Source organism: Caenimonas sedimenti, assembly GCF_007833165.1.
Taxonomy (GTDB): domain Bacteria; phylum Pseudomonadota; class Gammaproteobacteria; order Burkholderiales; family Burkholderiaceae_C; genus Ramlibacter; species Ramlibacter sedimenti.
Genome location: NZ_VOBQ01000002.1, coordinates 88,039 through 102,603, shown reverse-complemented (window position 1 = coordinate 102,603; position 14,565 = coordinate 88,039). Strand labels below are relative to the sequence as shown.

Annotated in this window: 16 protein-coding genes; 1 reads left to right on the top strand and 15 read right to left on the bottom strand. The window is 68.0% G+C overall.

Features of this window, described 5'->3' with window-relative positions; genetic code table 11:
• Genes FN976_RS01390 through FN976_RS01350 form a run of 9 tightly spaced genes read right to left on the bottom strand, consistent with a single transcriptional unit; the run spans position 1 to position 7,560 of the window.
• Entirely contained in the window at positions 1 to 582 is a 582-nt protein-coding gene (locus tag FN976_RS01390) for a cupin domain-containing protein (protein WP_145890234.1), read from the bottom strand.
• Positions 583 to 602: 20 nt separating this feature from the next.
• Complete coding sequence (locus FN976_RS01385) at positions 603 to 1,364, bottom strand: ABC transporter permease (RefSeq protein WP_145890231.1); 762 nt, start codon at positions 1,362 to 1,364, stop codon at positions 603 to 605.
• On the bottom strand, positions 1,361 to 2,125 hold the full coding sequence (locus FN976_RS01380; protein ID WP_145890229.1) for an ABC transporter permease: 765 nt from the start codon (positions 2,123 to 2,125) through the stop codon (positions 1,361 to 1,363). The genes FN976_RS01385 and FN976_RS01380 overlap by 4 nt, the downstream gene beginning before the upstream one ends.
• A 1-nt stretch (position 2,126) precedes the next feature.
• Positions 2,127 to 2,909, bottom strand: coding sequence for an ABC transporter ATP-binding protein (locus FN976_RS01375; RefSeq protein WP_255440031.1), 783 nt, complete (start codon positions 2,907 to 2,909; stop codon positions 2,127 to 2,129).
• Positions 2,910 to 2,911: 2 nt separating this feature from the next.
• Positions 2,912 to 3,871, bottom strand: coding sequence for an ABC transporter substrate-binding protein (locus tag FN976_RS01370; protein WP_145890225.1), 960 nt, complete (start codon positions 3,869 to 3,871; stop codon positions 2,912 to 2,914).
• Positions 3,872 to 3,896: 25 nt separating this feature from the next.
• Positions 3,897 to 4,835: an NAD-dependent epimerase/dehydratase family protein gene (locus tag FN976_RS01365; RefSeq protein ID WP_145890223.1), complete on the bottom strand. Its 939-nt coding sequence runs from the start codon at positions 4,833 to 4,835 to the stop codon at positions 3,897 to 3,899.
• A gap of 3 nt (positions 4,836 to 4,838) precedes the next feature.
• On the bottom strand, positions 4,839 to 5,624 hold the full coding sequence (locus FN976_RS01360) for a cyclase family protein (protein ID WP_145890221.1): 786 nt from the start codon (positions 5,622 to 5,624) through the stop codon (positions 4,839 to 4,841).
• Between the two features lie 5 nt (positions 5,625 to 5,629).
• Positions 5,630 to 6,616 (bottom strand): fumarylacetoacetate hydrolase family protein, encoded by a 987-nt coding sequence (locus FN976_RS01355; RefSeq protein WP_145890219.1) that lies wholly within the window; start codon positions 6,614 to 6,616, stop codon positions 5,630 to 5,632.
• Positions 6,613 to 7,560, bottom strand: a complete 948-nt coding sequence (locus tag FN976_RS01350; protein ID WP_255440030.1) for an SMP-30/gluconolactonase/LRE family protein — start codon at positions 7,558 to 7,560, stop codon at positions 6,613 to 6,615. Before FN976_RS01350 ends, FN976_RS01355 begins: the two co-directional genes overlap by 4 nt.
• A 163-nt stretch (positions 7,561 to 7,723) precedes the next feature.
• On the opposite strand from FN976_RS01350, the gene FN976_RS01345 reads away from it, so the two are divergent.
• Complete coding sequence (locus tag FN976_RS01345; protein ID WP_186510710.1) at positions 7,724 to 8,638, top strand: LysR family transcriptional regulator; 915 nt, start codon at positions 7,724 to 7,726, stop codon at positions 8,636 to 8,638.
• On the opposite strand, the gene FN976_RS01340 is transcribed toward FN976_RS01345, so the two are convergent.
• The 6 genes from FN976_RS01340 to FN976_RS01315 form a co-directional block, all read right to left on the bottom strand.
• Complete coding sequence (locus tag FN976_RS01340; protein WP_145890213.1) at positions 8,635 to 9,600, bottom strand: Bug family tripartite tricarboxylate transporter substrate binding protein; 966 nt, start codon at positions 9,598 to 9,600, stop codon at positions 8,635 to 8,637. The genes FN976_RS01345 and FN976_RS01340 overlap by 4 nt on opposite strands.
• Positions 9,601 to 9,607: 7 nt before the next feature.
• Entirely contained in the window at positions 9,608 to 10,774 is a 1,167-nt protein-coding gene (locus FN976_RS01335) for an alpha/beta hydrolase family protein (protein WP_145890211.1), read from the bottom strand.
• 104 nt (positions 10,775 to 10,878) lie between these two features.
• On the bottom strand, positions 10,879 to 12,063 hold the full coding sequence (locus FN976_RS01330; protein ID WP_145890209.1) for an MFS transporter: 1,185 nt from the start codon (positions 12,061 to 12,063) through the stop codon (positions 10,879 to 10,881).
• A gap of 11 nt (positions 12,064 to 12,074) precedes the next feature.
• Positions 12,075 to 13,196: an FAD-dependent oxidoreductase gene (locus FN976_RS01325; RefSeq protein ID WP_145890207.1), complete on the bottom strand. Its 1,122-nt coding sequence runs from the start codon at positions 13,194 to 13,196 to the stop codon at positions 12,075 to 12,077.
• Positions 13,193 to 13,552 (bottom strand): Rieske (2Fe-2S) protein, encoded by a 360-nt coding sequence (locus FN976_RS01320; RefSeq protein ID WP_145890206.1) that lies wholly within the window; start codon positions 13,550 to 13,552, stop codon positions 13,193 to 13,195. Before FN976_RS01320 ends, FN976_RS01325 begins: the two co-directional genes overlap by 4 nt.
• 7 nt (positions 13,553 to 13,559) lie before the next feature.
• Positions 13,560 to 14,519, bottom strand: coding sequence for a VOC family protein (locus FN976_RS01315; RefSeq protein WP_145890204.1), 960 nt, complete (start codon positions 14,517 to 14,519; stop codon positions 13,560 to 13,562).
• Positions 14,520 to 14,565 lie beyond the last annotated feature (46 nt).

The window sequence follows — 14,565 nt, the reverse complement described above, 5'->3', positions numbered from 1 at the left end:
TCAGGCCCGTTGCGCCAGTGCTTTCGCGATCTCCGGATCGAACTCGCCATCCACCAGGATGAACAGGATGCGGCATGGCCGCTGCGACCGGTTGGCCCAGGCATGGTTGGTGCCACGCTGGACGACTACGCTGCCGGGGCGCACGACCACCTCACCCTCGTCGACCAGCAGCGTGAGCTCGCCTTCGATGACGATGCCGTAGTCCACCGACTGCGTTCGATGCATCAAGGGGTGGCGAGCACCCTTGTGCGCCGTCGATGCGCCGGCGTCGCCGATCTCCGAGAAGCCCGCGCGTGCCTGGTCGGCACTGCGTGCCAGCAGCTCCGGACTGTCCGGCGGAATGTCGACGAAGCGGATGCGCGTGCCCTCCTTGGGCGGGGGCAGCGTCAAGGGGCCGGGCGTCGGGTCCGCGCCGTTGTCGATGCGGGCCGGGGTGCCCCTGGTGGACCACACCTCATGAAAGACGACGCCGGGGATCGCCTTGAGTTCGGCGACGACGGCGAGCGGTCCGTCGCTGGAAATGATGGCGTTGCCCTGCGCGTCGTGGCCGGTCACCACACGATGGATGGAAGGAAGGGTCATCTCGATGTCTCCTTGGTTGTTCAAGGCCGCTGCCAGCGCAGCAGCCAGCCTTCGGCCGCGGCCAGGAGCGCGTTCGCGGCGAATCCGATCACGCCCAGCAGCACGATCCCGGCGAAAAGTTCGTTCGCACGGAAGGACCGCGCCGCCAGCAGGATGGCCTGGCCGAGTCCCGCCTGGGACGCGATCATCTCTCCGACGACGGCGACGATCAATGACACTGTCATCGACAGGCGCATGCCGGCCAGGATGTCGGGCATGGCGCCGGGCAAGCCGATCTTCCAGATGAAGTCGCGGCGTGGCATTTGCAGGGCAGCCGCCACTTCGCGCAGTCGCGGCTCGACATGGGCAAAGCCGTGCAGCGTGGCCAGCAGCACCGGCCACATCGCGCCGAACGCCACGACGAACAGCACCATGCGCGGCCCAAGACCGAAGATCGAGATCGCCAGCGGCATGATGGCGGAAGCAGGCAGCGGCCGGACGAACTCCAGCATCGGCTGCAGCCAGGCGCGGGCCGCGGCGGAAGTACCGATCAACGCACCGAGCACGATGCCGGCGAGGCACGCGAGAAGCCAGCCTTCGACCATGCGTCTCAGGGTTGCCATGCTCTGTTCGAGCAACTGGCCACCAGTCTGCAACCCCTCCGACAGCGCGCCCAGAGTAGCTTCCGGCGTCGGCAGGAACACCTTGCTCACCCACTGCTGGTGGCTCGCCAGCCACCACAGGGCGACGAACCCCGCCAGCACGGCGACGGAACCGGACCATTCGGCGATGCGCGCTTTCATGCGCCCGCTCCCATTGCGCGGGCCACCTTTGCCTGCAGCCACAGCGCACCTTCGTTCACCAGGTAGCCGACCAGGGCGATCCAGAACAGCCAGGCGAGCATCAGCGCGGGGTCCAGGCTTTGCTGCGCGATCATGATCGCGTAGCCCATGCCATGCGGATTGGCGGCAATCTCCACGGTCACCGCAACGACCAGCGCCACCGAGACCCCGAGCCGCAGCGCAACGAAGAGGCGCGGCACCATCGAAGGCAGCACGATCTTCGTAAGGCGCGCCCAGGGCGAGAGCCCCAGGGCGAACGCCACTTCGAGCAGGCGCGGATCCACCTGCCGCGCCGCCGCCTGGGCGAGCACCAGCATCGGCCAGAAGGTAGCGAACGCCACCACGCTGCTTTCCATGCGCAGGCCGAAGCCGAACACGAGCATCGCCAGCGGAATCAGTGCCACCGAAGGCACGGGGCGCAGCACCTCGACGGTGAGAAAACCGAAGCGTCCGGCCCGGCGCGAGAGGCCCAGCCAGATCCCGAGCAGCCCGCCGCCGGCGAAGCCGATCAGCAGGCCGACGGCGGCGCTGGCGAGGGTGAACCCGGTCGCCTGCAGCAGGCTGCCATCGCCCAGCGCGCGGAAGAATGCGCGCAGCGCAGCCGTGGGCGGCGCCAGCGCATCACTGTTCTTGCCGGGCCCGCGTGTGTAGAGCTCCAGGGCGAGCAGCAACACGAGCGGAGCCGCGGCTCCCCGCGCGATCGCAGCCAGGCGCGCACGCATGTCAGTGGTGCCCCAGGAAGTGGTACAGGTCGCGGCGCAGCCGCAGGTAGTCCGGGTGCTCCTTGGTCTCCAGTTGGCTGCGCGGATGCGGGATCGCCACGTCGACGATGGCCGCGACGCTGGGTTTGTCGGGCGTCGGGTTGGAACGCAGCGCGATCACCCGGTCACCGAGATAGATCGCCTCGTCGAGATCGTGGGTGACGAACAGCACCGTGAGGCCGCTGTCGCGCACCAGCCGCGCCACCTCGTCCTGCAAGGCCTCGCGCGTCATCGCATCGAGCGCCCCGAAGGGCTCATCCATCATCATCAGCGCGGGCTCCTGTGCGAGGCAGCGCGCGATCTGCGCCCGCTGCTGCATGCCACCGGACAGCTGGAGCGGAAATTTTTCGCCGTGCTGGGCCAGGCCCACCGTCGCCAGCACCTTCGCAATGCGGGCCGGCCGCTCGGCCGGCGGCACCGCCGCGGCTTCGAGCGCCAGGCTCACGTTGCCGGCGACTGTACGCCACGGCAGCAGCGCGCGGCCGTAGTCCTGGAACACGAAGGCGGCCTCGCGCGAGGGGCCGCGGACGACCTGGCCATTGCGAACCACCTGCCCGCCGCTGGGTTGCACGAATCCCGCGGCGGCGCGCAGCAGCGTGGTCTTGCCGCAGCCCGAGGGGCCGATGATGCAGACGAACTCGCCCCGGCCGACCTTCACCGAAGTAGGCGACAGGATTTCCCGCCCGCCAAGATGGATGCCGACCTGGTCGAAATCGAGAATCGGCGCGGACGCCTGCGAGCTCACCGTCACTTGACGATCAGCGCCGCGAGGTTCGGCCTGGCCTTGAGCAGCTTCTGCTCGAGCATCTGGTCGCTCCACCACGCCAGTTGCTTCTCTTGGACCACCGGCAGCGGCGGGCTCAGCTGGACGGTGGCCAGCACTTCCGGCGGCAGCTTGATGTACTTGCCGATGTGCTCGCGCACCTTGGCGGCGTTCTTCGGGTTGTTGATGAACACCGCCGATTCGGCGATGGCCGCCTGGAAGGCCTTGGCGGCCGCCGGATTCTTCTGCACCCAGTCGCGCCGGGCGGTGAACACCAGCGTGGGCAAACCGTCCGGCAGGAAGGTCGAGTAGTACGACGCGACATAGCCTGTGCCGCTGCTCACGATGCGGGACATGAACGGATCGGCCGTGACGACGGCATCGAGCGAGCCGCCACGCAGCAAGTCTCCGTGCTGCGGGAACGACGCTTCGATGAACGTGACTTTGGTGGAGTCCACGCCTTGCGTCTTCAGCCAGGCCCGGAAGCCCACGTGCAGGAAAGCGCCCAGGCCAGGCACGCCGATCTTCTTGCCGATGCAGTCCTGCGCCGTCTTGATGTTCGCACCGGCCTTGGCGACCAGCCCAATGCCGGTCATCGATTTCGAAGTGGCACCACCACCGGTCAGCACCACGTGATCCAGCCCGCCCTCCACCGCCTGCAGGAACACCGACGGCGTGGGGCCGCCCAGTTGCAGCGAGTCGGACTGGATGGCCGGCGGGATGGACGGGTTCAGCGGGATCAGCTTGGGCTCGATGTCCAGGCTGCGCTTCGTGAAGTAGCCCTCTTCCCTGGCGATGAACACACTGGCGAAATCGGTCACGGCGGTGTAGCCGAAGATGGCCTTCGTCACCGGTTGCGCAAAGGCCGGCAGCGCAACGGCGCCAGCAGCAGCGGCCAATGCGATCAAGGCGTCGCGGCGATTGAATGGGTTCGTCTTCATCATGGTGGAGGTCTCCGTTGCTTTGTACTTACTCGATTTCACCCAGCGCGCGGCGGACCAGCGCATCGGCCGATCCGTCGTCGCGCAGGCCCAGCGCGCGCGACGGCGCGTCGTCCAGGCGAGGATAGCGGCCGAACACCGCTTCGACGCCGGGAATGGGTTGAAACGTGACCTGCTGGCGATCCGCACCATAGAGCTTGGCACAAGTAGTGATCACTTCCGCCATGGAGAGGCGCAACACGGGCAACGGCCAGGCCCGGGCGGCTTCGCCAGCTGGCACATCCATCACTGCAGCGTGCAACAGGTTCTCGGTGCAACGGCTCGTGGACATCCACCAGGCGGTCGAAGCGGGTCCCACCGGGCACACGAACGGCTTGCCATCGCGCAACGCATACAGGATGTCGCTCATGAACGCGGACACCAGGCCGGTGCCGTTCCCCGGCCGCGCCACGATGCCGGGCAAGCGCACGGAACGGCCGTCGATGGCACCTCGGCGGGTGAAGTCGGCCAGCAGGATCTCGCAGACCTGCTTGTGGGCGCCGTACGTCAGCGGCGGGCGCAAGGGCGTCTGTGGCGTGACGAGGTCGGGCAAGTTGGCGCCGTAGACGGCGATGCTGCTGGCGTAGACCAGCACCGGCCGGCGCCCGCTCGCGGCGAGCAGTTCGAACAGCGACAACGAGGCATCGAGATTGACGCGCCGCCCCAGCGCCGGATCGGCCTCCGCGGCGCCACCCGGCACAGCCGCCAGATGAAACACGACATCCGCCTGGAAATCCGCGATCGCCCGCAGCGTCGCGGCCTCGGCCAGGTCGCCGCTGATCGCCAGGGCATCCCCCGCGTCCGCAACGCTTTGATCCACCAGGGCCAGCGCCGTCACCGCGCGGCCGCCGATCGTTCCGCGCCGGCGCAGCAGGTCCACCAGGGTGGCGCCGATGAAACCGGCGGCACCCGTCACGAGCACGCGCATGGCTCAGTCCCCGAAGATGGCGACGGCCCGCGTCCAGCCGGCGGAGGCGCCGCGGATCTTGTGCGGGAAACAGCAGATGGTGTAGCCGTGCGCCGGCAGCGCTTCGAGGTTGTGCAGCTTCTCCAGGTGGCAGTAGCCGATGTCGCGGCCGGCCTTGTGGCCTTCCCAGATGAGCGACTTGTCCCCGGTCTCGGCGATCTTCTTCGCCGTGTACGAGAAGGGCGCATCCCAGCTCCAGGCGTCGGTGCCGGTCAGCCGCACACCGCGCTCCAGCAGGTACATGGTGGCTTCGTAGCCCATGCCGCAGCCGGCCGAGACGAAGTCGCTCGAGCCGTAGCGCGAGCCCGCCCGCGTGTTGACGACAACGATGTCGAACGGCTGCAGCTCGTACCCGATGCGCCGCAGTTCGGCTTCGACATCCGCCGCCGTCGCGACGTAGCCATCCGGGAAGTGCCGGAAGTCCAGCTTTACCCCGGGCCGGAAGCACCAATCCAACGGCACCTGGTCGATGGTGATCGAGGGCTTGCTCTCCCCCAACTTCGCATCCTGCGTGGAATGGAAGTGGTACGGCGCATCGAGGTGCGTGCCGTTGTGCGTGGTGAGCGTCACCCATTCGGCAGCAGCGGCCTCACCGTCGGGATAGTCTTCCGCCGTGGTGCCGGGGATCATCTGCATGAACTCGGGCAGCGTGTCGGCGTGCTTCTGGTAGGTGATCTTCGGTGCCAGCGGCGGCGGGTCCGACAGGACGTCGTTTTCGAGATAGATGGACAGGTCGACGAATCGCGGCATGCTGTTCACTCCTGCGGCACCGGGGCCTGGACGATGCGCTGTTCGATGGCACCGAAGACCGGGGCATCTTCCATACGCGCTTCCATGCGGACCCGGTCGCCGAACTTCATGAACCCTGTCTTGGGAGCGCCCTGCCCGATGGTTTCGATCGCACGGCGTTCAGCGATGCACGCGGAGCCCTTCTTCCCTCCGGCATTCGACACCGTGCCGCTGCCGATGATGGTGCCGGGCGACAGGCGTCGCGTCTTGGCCGCATGCGCGATCAGCTGGTCGAAGCCGAAATTCATCTCGCCTCCATTCGGGTTGCCGAACCACTGGCCGTTCCAGTCGATGTGCAGGTCGAGGTGGATGCGCGCGTCCTTCCAGGCGATGCCGATCTCGTCTGGCGTGACGGCCACGGGCGCGAAGCTCGAAGAAGGCTTGGCCTGGAAGAAGCCGAACCCAGTTTTCATCTCGCGCGGCCCGAAGCCGCGCAGGCTCACGTCGTTGATCTGCACCAAGAGGCGGATGCGGCTGCGCGCCATGGCCGCCGGGCATCCCAGCGGCACGGCATCGACGATCACGCCGTACTCGCCTTCGAAGTCGATGCCATGCGCTTCGTCGGGCAGGGGTACGTCGTCGCACGGACCGAGCAGGTCGTCGGAGCCGCCCTGGTACATCAGCGGGATGGTTTCCACGTCCGGCAACGGCGGCATGTTGAAGGCGGTTTCCATCAACTTGCCGTGGTTCAGGAAGGCAGAACCGTCGCACCACTGGGGCGCGCGGGGCAATGGCGCCGCGGCCTGCCGGGGATCGAAGTCGAATGCGTCCGTGGCAGCCCCCTGGTTGATCTGGTCGTAGAGCCGCGCAAGCTGCGACTCGCACTCGGTCCACCGTTCCAGGGCGTCGAGCAGCGTCGGTGCGATCGACGCGGCGCTGACCGCGCGCTTCAAATCACGGGATACCACGGCGAGGCGGCCGTCCTTGCCACCTTTGAGCGATGCGAGTTTCATGCTTGTCTCCTTGTGTCGTTCCAATGCGCCGGCGGCAGGCCGGCCACCGGTGCGCGAAAGCTCGGCAGCGTCGTTCCGCGCAAGCTCCCGATGTAGACGGTACGCAGGTCCGCGCCGCCAAAAGTCAGGCTGGCCATCCAGGGCGCCAGAGTGCCCGCGCACGCTGCCATGATTTCGGGTGTCAGGGTGCGGGCCGCATAGTGCGCATCCAGGCGTTTCACCGCCTCGGGGTTGCTGTCATCCAGCAGCGTCAGCACGTCGCCCTCGGGCGTGATGGCGATGAGCTTGTCGGTCATCACCAGCGTCACCCAGAGGTTGCCGTAGGCATCGAACGCGATCCCGTCGGGAAAGCCTTCCAGCACGGATGGGCCGTAGACCTCGCGCCCGGTGAGCGAACCATCCTCCTGGACGCGCAGCCGCGAGATGCGGCGGGCGTTGCTCTCCACCACATACAGCCACTCTTCGTTCGCATCCATGCGAACTTCATTTGTGCCCTCAAATCCGTCTGCCACGATGCGCACGGTACCGCCGTCGATGAGCGCGACATAGCCGTCGCTGGCCCGGGCGTTGATGGAGTCCGTCCAAGGTTGCATCCGCGTGGTGACGGTGAGCCAGATTCGGCCACGCCGGTCGCGCAGCACGAAGTTGGCCTTGCCGAGTGGCCGGCCGCCGATGCTGTCGAACAGGCGGCGCACCTGGCCTTCGCGCGTCATCACTTCCACACTGTCCGTGCCCCAATTGGCAATGATGAAGTCACCGTCGGGAAGGAATGCCATGCCATTCGGCAAAGACCCATGGCTTTGCACGTAGCGCGCCTGGAAGTCTGTGGCGACTGCGGCATGGGCCGCCGGCGCGACAAGCCGCTGGTTCCCATCGGCGGCAATGCGGACAACGCCACCCCGACCATCGGCCGCCCACAGCGTGCCGTCGGGTTCGGCGAGCACGCACTCGGGCCGCTGCAGGTCATGGCCTGCGTGCCGGATGGTGGCGCGGTCGACCTGCCAGCCGCGCAGAGGATTTTGTTTTTTCATGTCGGCGAAGAGGCCGCAGTCTGGGCTACTAGCCGGACGCGCACCAACGGTTTCGGCGGATGCCTATCATTGGCGCATGCGATACCAGCGGATCGACCTCAACCTGCTCGTGGCCCTGGACGTGCTGCTGGCCGAGCGCAACGTCACGCGGGCCGCCGAGAGGATGCACATCACGCAATCGGCCATGAGCGGCGTCCTGGCCCGCCTGCGCGACCATTTCGGCGACCAGTTGCTGGTGCCCGTCGGCCGCACCATGCAGCTGACGCCGCGCGCCGAATCTCTTGTCGAGCCGGTGCGCGACATCGTCCTCAGGGTCGACTCCGCGCTGGGCACCCAGCCGGATTTCGACCCCGCCACGGCGCAGCGGCACTTCGTCGTCATCGCGTCGGACTATGTGTCGCGCGTGATGCTGGCGGAAGTGGTGCGGCGTGTCGCGGCCATGGCGCCCGGCCTGACCTTCGACATCCGGCCGACATCCGAAATCATGCTCGGCGAACTCGAACAGGGCCGGGCGGATTTCCTCATCACGCCCGCGCACCTGACCGCCGCGGACCATCCGCAGGAGGTGCTGTTCGACGACACCTACAAGGTGCTGGCCTGCCTGCAGCATCCCGATCTCGCGGGCGGTGTCACCGTGGAGCAGTACCGGTCGCTCGGCCATGTCGTCTACCAGAACGAGCGCGGCATCAACCCCTGGTTCGAGCAGTGGTATGCCAACCAGTACGGGAGCACGCGGCGGGTCGAGGTCATCACCCACAGCTTCACCCTGATTCCGCGCTTCATCGTCGGAACGCGCCGCATCACGACCATCCAGACGCGGCTGGCGAACCAGTTCGCGCAGTCGCTCGCGGTGCAGATCTTCGATCCGCCGATGGAGACGCCGCGCCTGACGGAAGTGCTGCAGTGGCACCGGCTGCGTGAGACCGACGCGGCCGTGCAGTGGGTGCGCGAGCAGATCGTCGCGGGCTCGCACGCCATGCCACCGATCTAGGCTTTGATGTCCAGGCGCTTGATGAGCGCCGGCATTTCGGCCAGGTCCGCCGCCACCGTGTCCGCCAGGACCTTGGGCGCTCCGCCCACGAGTTCCCAGCCATTGGCTTGCGCATACGCCTTCACCCGGGTCTGCCCGAGTGCGTCGTTCAAAGCCTTGTTCAACCTGGCGATCGCGTCCGCGGGGGTTCCCTTGGGCACGGCCAGGCCGATCCAGAACGAAGGGTCGTAGTTGCGGAAGCCGGCTTCCGCCAGCGTGGGGACATCCGGGACGGCCGGGAGACGGCGTGCCGCGGTTTGCACCAGGGGAACGATGTTGCCTGCCTTGGTGCCGGCCTGGGCCGAAGAGAAGTCAAGCAAGGCCAGCTGGACCTCGTTGCCCATCAACCCCGTGATCAGCGGACCGCTGCCCTTGTAGGGCGCGTGCACGAGATCGATCCCGGCCAGCGCCTTGAACTGCTCCACGGCGATGTGGTTGGTGGCGCCGATCCCTGCGCTCCCGTAGTTCAACCTGCCGGGATTCGCCTTGGCGTACGCGATGAAGTCCTTCAGGCTCTTGAGGCCCGATTGGCTGCTGGTGGCGAACATGCCGACGGCTCGCAACGCCAGTCCCACCGGCAGCAAGTCCCTCTGAGGGTCGACCTGCGTGCTCTTCTGGACCAGTGGCGCCATCACATGATTCGAGCGGGACGTCACCAGGACCGTGTAGCCGTCGGCCGCCGCGTTCGCGGCTGCGACCGTGCCGATCAGCCCGGAGGCGCCAGGACGGTTGTCGACGACGATGGCCTGGCCCAGCGTTGCGCGCATGTTTTCGGAGAGCAGCCGCCCCACGATGTCCGACGGGCCGCCCGGTGGGTTCGGCACGATGAAGCGCACCGGCCGATCCGGATACGCGGCTTGCGCATGCGCGGAAAGCACGGCGGAGCCGGCGGCGGCGGCGACGAACTGGCGGCGTGTGGTCATGTGTCTCTTACAGCTGGATCGAAGTTCGACCGCTCAGGGTTTCGGCCACCCAGTCGGCGATGTAGGCGCCGGCGTTCGCCGGATTGTCGAAGCTGGAGTGCTGGGCCCCGCCTTCGCGGTCGGTAAAGATCTTGAGTTCGCGGCGCGGGCTGTTTACGAGCTGGTCGTAGGTGCGCTGCGCCCAGGCGAGCGGAATCTGGGAGTCTTTCTGCCCGTGGGTGACGAGGAAGGGCACGCGGATGCGCTCGACGACGCCATCGAGGTGCACGTTCTCGGCGATGCGCAGGAAGTCGTCCATGTCCTTCGCGCCCCAGACCCAGCGCACGTGCTCCCAGTAGTGGGGCACGGGCAGGTTGCCCTCCCTGGCCAGCCGCTTCTTCTGCACGTCGCGCCAGTCATGGTTGGCGCCCCAGACGACGCCGCAGGCGAAGCGCGGCTCGAAGGCCACCGCGCGCGGGCAGTAGTAGCCGCCCAGGGAAACGCCTTCGCAGCCGATGCGCTTCGCATCGACGTCGTCCTGCTGTTCCAGCCAGTCGACCACGGGCGAGGCCCAGCGCTCCGAGTCATGGACGGCATGCATGCCGTGCAGCCGCAGGGCTTCTCCGGTGCCCGGCTGATCGACGACCAGCGAGGAGATGCCGCGCCGCGCCAACATCGCCGGCAGGCCGACCCGGTACTTCATCTCCTTGGTGGAGTCCAGGCCGTTCAACTGCACGAGGATGGGCGCGCGGCCGGGCACGCCTTCCGCGCGCGTATACAGGGCGGAGAGATGGCCACCCGCATAGGGAATCTCCACGCGGCGGCAGTTCTCGCCGGTGAGCTGGATGCCCTTGGCGAAGAGGGCCAGGAAACGCTCGTACAGTTCGCGCCGGCCCGGTGCGCCATGCGCCTGCAGCCGCTCGGCCGTGAGCAGATAGGTGGCGGCCCGGTTCAGCTTCTCGCCGGCCGAGATCGATCGGCCCCGGCCTTCGTCTTCCGCGGCCAGCTCGCACAGCTGGTCCGCCATCCGGCTCCAGGTCTCGCGGAAGGCCTGGGTGCCCGCGGCGTCGGGCTGCTTCGCAGCCTCCTGCAGCGGGGCGCACATCGCCTCGATCTCGCCGATCTTCGCGCCCATCTCGATGGCGAGATCGACGGAAAGGTTCCAGACGTAGTTGGTGGGGAAGTACTTGAACATGGGGAATGGTTCGATCGTAGGCAGGCGCGCCGTGGCGCGCCAATCGTTTCGGGGGATGGCAGGTATGGCGGCACCCGATGGGTGCCGCCGGGAAGTCCGGCCGGCTAGGACGGTGACGAGGTCCGGGGAACCGCGGCTCCGCTTGGGCCGGTGCGGGAGCGCAACGCCAGGACGCAGGCGAACAGCACGGCCGCCACCAGATCGACGATCAGGGCGGCGGTGCCCAACGCCGGATAGCCATACGCCTTCACCAGCGTGCCACCCAGCACCGGGCCGATCGCCGCGCCGACCATCAGCATCGCGGGTGTGGCTGCCACCGCGCGCCCGGTCGGATCCAGCCGGGCCAGCAGGCCGAATGCGAAGGTGTGGCTGAAGATCATGACTGCCACGAACACCGAGGCCGACCCCGCGTAGGGCTCGAAGCCGGAAGACCAGGTCATGACGATCGCCAGCAGGGCCTGCACCAGCGCGCCGCCCAGCACGACCTTGGCCGCGTCCAGGCGCTTTTGCAGCAGGCCCGCGATGGCGGCGGGGAACAGGTTGACCAGCCCGATGGCAATCAGCAAGGCGTTCAAGGGTTGCACCCCGAACCCGCGGGCGTTGCCCATGCGCTCCAGGAAGCTGAACACCATGGCCTGCACGAGCGCCATGCAGCCCACGCCCACGATGCCCAGCCAGACCGCGCGCGGCAGCGGATCGGCCCGCACCGCCACCGCAGCTTCACCGGCACTCGGCCTTGCCATGTCCGGAAACAGGAAGGCGGTGATGACTGCCGCCAGAACCATCAGCCCGCCGAAGACCTGGAACAGCACCGGGCCACCCGCGGACTGGACCACGCGCGGCACGAAGGCCATGAACACCACGGCGAACACACCGAGTGCGATCCCGACGAGCGCGAACAGCTTGTGCGGATTGGCGTCTCGGCCGATCGTGCCATGTGTCACGCTCAGCGCGGTCCCCGCAGCGACGCCGCCGGCCAGGTGCACCAGCGCGAGCAGCGCGAAGTCCGCCGTGGACGCGGCGGCGATGAAGCAGGCCCCCGACGCGGCAAACGCCAGCGGTGCCACCAACCGCCCACGCAGGCGGTGGAAGCGCGGCGCCAGCCACAGGCTCGCGAGCACCGCGCCCGCGAGAAACAAGGTCACCAGCCCACCAGCCTGCTGCGGATCGAACCGGTAGTGCGCCATCAGCACGCCGACCCAGACCGGCAGCGCCACCAGGTCCACCATGCCGGCGCAATGCGCCACCATCAGCGCAATCCGGCCCCGCTTGCTGTCCGTGCGGATCATGGCGGGGCTCCTCAAACCGGCTGCGCCAGGGCCATGAGGCTCTCGCGCATGATGTTGGCGTGCTCGGCCTTGTCGCCGCCGGTCATCTCGATCTCGCACAGGCGCGCGGAGTTCTCCACGACCATCCGGCAACGCTCCCAGCGCCGCGCGCCGAACGCGACGAGCGCCTCGTCAACGGTCGTGGCGCGCCCGACCTCCTGCGCCAGCACGAGCCCGTCTTCGATGCCGATGCAGGCGCCCGATGCGAGATGGGGCGTGGTGGCATGGACCGCATCGCCGATCAGCAGGATCCGTCCCCGGTGCCATGGCTGCGGCATCAGCAGGCCTTCGAGCGGGCGGTAGACGATCTGCGATCCCTCCCCGAGTTGCTCACGCACTTGCTGCATCAATGGCGCGCTGAAGGGCGCCAGCAGATCCCGCAGCAAGGCAGCGAAGCGCTCGGAAGGAATCCGTTCGTTGGCGGCACGGTCTTCGGTGACGAACAGGTACATCTGCTCCTGCGACACCGGATTGACACCCGTCTTGATCCTGGGTCCGACCCACATCTGCGCGTTGCGCACCTCCGGCGGTCGCGGCAACACCGCGCGCCAGACCGCCTGGCCCATGTAGCGCGGCTTGGGCGCGTCGGCAAAGAAGCTCTGCCGGGTCTTGGAATGGATGCCGTCCGCGCCGACGACGAGGTCGTAGCGCTGCCGCCGGCCGTCGGTGAACGTCACCTCCACACCCTCGGCATCCTGTTGCATGGCTTCGAAGGTGGTACCCAGGGAGACCTTCACCCCCGCTGCCCGCGTTGCTTCGGCCATGATGGCGGCCAAAACCGGCCGCATGATGGCGCCTCCGCCGGGCACGTCAGGTCCCGCGATGCGCGGCGTCGGCAGGGTGGTGATCGGGTGCCCCTGCGGCGTGAAGATGTCCACCCCGTCACCGGCGAAGCCGGCCGCGAGGAAGCGGTCCAGCACGCCCAGTTCACGGAAGGCGCGGAAAGTCGCGCCGCCAAGGCTGATGCCGGCGCCGTACGACTTCCAGCCGGGATCGATTTCCGCCAGTTCCACTTGATGGCGGCCCTTGGCCAATGCGATCGCCGCGGCCATGCCGGAAAAGCCGCCGCCGAGAATGAGGATGCTGCGTGTCATTGAGGAGTCTCCTGGATGTCGCCGAGGTCCACTTCGAGGTGCCCGTCGGCGGTTTGGATCAATGGCACTGGCGTGAGCGATTCGCCCACGCAGGGCCCGAGCGTGCAGAGGCCGCTCTCGAGGTCGAACAGGGCGCCATGGGCAGAGCAGCGGATCTGCCGGCCGTCGCCCGTGAGGTAGGCGTCCTTGCGCCAGGCCATCGGCGTGCCCTGCCAGTGCGGGCAGGAATTGCGCCACGCGCGCCAGGCCCCGGTGCTGCGCACGACGAACATCGTGTCGCGGCCGGACCCCGCGGGATCAAACCCCCGCGCGCCTCCCGCCGGAATGTGTTGCGCATGGCACAAGCGAACTCGCATGAGGCGCTCAGTGGTCCACCGCGACGCGCCCGGGCCCGGGAGGCGGTCCGCCCGGTGCCCACTTGTCGCGATGCTGGAACAGGAACAGCTGCGAGGCGTCGGCGCCCATGGCGGCTTCGCGCGCGGTCCATTGGCCGTCGTGCAGGTCCATGTCGGCGTCGTACTCCACGTGGCAGCCGAGGGGGCTGTTGAAGTACCAGAACCAGTTGGAACCGAACTTGTGGCGGCCCGGGCCCCAGAACGATTCGTAGCCCTTGGCGACGAAGCGGCTGCCCGCCAGCATCACCTCGGTCGGCCCGCCCATGTGGAACGTGAAGTGCTCGCAGCCTTTCATGGGCGGCGGCGTCTGGATCATGAACAGCGTGTGGTGATCGGCGGTGCCGGCCGGCCGCAGGAATGGGCCGACGCCGATGAAGCGGTCGGTGCAGATGAAGCCCAGCCGCTTCACGTAGAAGGCCTCGGCCTTCGCGGCATCGGGCACGAAGTAGACAACGTGCGACAGGGAGCGTGGCCGGGCCGGCGCGGTTTCGTCGACGGCAACGACGTTGGCCGGGCGCTGCGGCGGCGCGCCCGGCGCATTGACGGTCTCCACGGGCAGGGACAGCGGCCGGCGCGCCGTCAGCTGGAAACCGAGTGCGAAGCCCAGGTCGTCCACTGCCTCGAGCGACCCGTCCGCCAGCCGCTTCACTTCGCGGTCGGTCCGCAGCTCGCGCGCGATCGCGTCCAGCGTCGCCTGGTCGGCGACACCATAGACCGTCTTGCGCAGCAGGCTGGCGGTGCCCAGGCCCGGCGGCAGCGACGGGTCGTCGGCGTGCCGCAGTTCGACGCAAGTGCCGTCGAGCGCTTCGAAGCGGCCGCCCTTGGTCGTCACCTCCACCGGCGCGAGGCCATAGTCCGTGAGGTACTGCGTGCAGGCATCGAGATCGGTGACGCCGAAAACCAGGGCGTCGGGACCGAGGATGTTCATGAGGTGCTTTCTCTTCGTGGAAATGGGTGATGGCCCGGGCGTGGCC